Source organism: Marinobacterium sedimentorum (assembly GCF_024267675.1).
GTDB lineage: Bacteria > Pseudomonadota > Gammaproteobacteria > Pseudomonadales > Balneatricaceae > Marinobacterium_A > Marinobacterium_A sedimentorum.
The window spans coordinates 1-1,844 of the sequence record NZ_JALDYX010000074.1; the positions used below are offsets into that span (position 1 = coordinate 1).

The following is a 1,844-nucleotide window of genomic DNA, read 5'->3' on the forward strand; positions in this document are numbered from 1 at the left end:
ATCGCTCTTTAACAATATGGATTCGAATTAATTCGAGATATGTCTTGTACTGTAGTACAAGCGCCAATGGCGAAAAATCTTATCGAACTCTCGTCCTTACCAGACGCCTTCGGGTTATATGGTCAAGTGACGAAGCGTGCACGGTGGATGCCTTGGCAGTCAGAGGCGATGAAAGACGTGGTAGCCTGCGAAAAGCTTCGGGGAGGTGGCAAACAACCTTTGATCCGGAGATGTCTGAATGGGGAAACCCACCCAGTTTACTGGGTATCTTTTAGCTGAATACATAGGCTTTAAGAGGCGAACTCGGGGAACTGAAACATCTAAGTACCCGAAGGAAAAGAAATCAATTGAGATTCCCTTAGTAGCGGCGAGCGAACGGGGATTAGCCCTTAAGTTGGTTTGGTGTTAGCAGAAGGCCCTGGAAAGTGCCGCCATAGTGGGTGATAGCCCCGTATGCGAAAACGCCTTATCAATGAAAACGAGTAGGACGGGACACGTGTTATCCTGTCTGAACATGGGGGGACCATCCTCCAAGGCTAAATACTCCTGACTGACCGATAGTGAACCAGTACCGTGAGGGAAAGGCGAAAAGAACCCCTGTGAGGGGAGTGAAATAGACCCTGAAACCGTGTACGTACAAGCAGTGGGAGCGGTTCTTGAGACCGTGACTGCGTACCTTTTGTATAATGGGTCAGCGACTTAATTTCAGTAGCAAGGTTAACCGTCTAGGGGAGCCGTAGGGAAACCGAGTCTTAATAGGGCGTTTAGTTGCTGGGATTAGACCCGAAACCGGGCGATCTATCCATGGGCAGGTTGAAGGTTGAGTAACATCAACTGGAGGACCGAACCGACTACCGTTGAAAAGTTAGCGGATGACCTGTGGATCGGAGTGAAAGGCTAATCAAGCCCGGAGATAGCTGGTTCTCCTCGAAAGCTATTTAGGTAGCGCCTCATGTCTCACCACCGGGGGTAGAGCACTGTTTCGGCTAGGGGGTCATCCCGACTTACCAACCCGATGCAAACTCCGAATACCGGTGAGTGCAATCATGGGAGACACACGGCGGGTGCTAACGTCCGTCGTGAAAAGGGCAACAACCCAGACCACCAGCTAAGGTCCCAAAGTTATCACTAAGTGGGAAACGATGTGGGAAGGCTCAGACAGCTAGGAGGTTGGCTTAGAAGCAGCCACCCTTTAAAGAAAGCGTAATAGCTCACTAGTCGAGTCGGCCTGCGCGGAAGATATAACGGGGCTAAGTGATACACCGAAGCTGTGGATGCCATTTATGGCATGGTAGAGGAGCGTTCTGTAAGCCGTTGAAGGGAAAGCTGTGAGGCATCCTGGAGGTATCAGAAGTGCGAATGCTGACATGAGTAACGATAATGGGGGTGAAAAACCTCCACGCCGGAAGACCAAGGTTTCCTATCCAACGCTATTCGAGGTAGGGTGAGTCGGCCCCTAAGGCGAGGCAGAAATGCGTAGTCGATGGGAAGCAGGTTAATATTCCTGCACCGGCGGTAACTGCGATGAGGGGACGGAGAAGGCTAGGCGAGCGCAGCGTTGGTTGTCTGCGTTTAAGGATGTAGGTTGGGGGATTAGGCAAATCCGGTCCCCTAAGACTGAGATCTGATGACGAGGTTCTTAGGAACTGAAGTCGTTGATGCCACGCTTCCAGGAAAAGCCTCTAAGCTTCAGGTTACCGCTGACCGTACCCAAAACCGACACAGGTGGTCAGGTAGAGAATACCAAGGCGCTTGAGAGAACTCGGGTGAAGGAACTAGGCAAAATGGTGCCGTAACTTCGGGAGAAGGCACGCTCCTGACGGTGACCCCCTCGCGGGGCGAGC

1 rRNA gene is annotated in these 1,844 nt (G+C 51.7%); it reads left to right on the plus strand.

The features are described 5' to 3' along the window. Positions 1 to 120: 120 nt before the first annotated feature. Positions 121 to 1,844: ribosomal RNA gene (locus MRS74_RS23465) — 23S ribosomal RNA — on the plus strand; the annotation flags it as partial.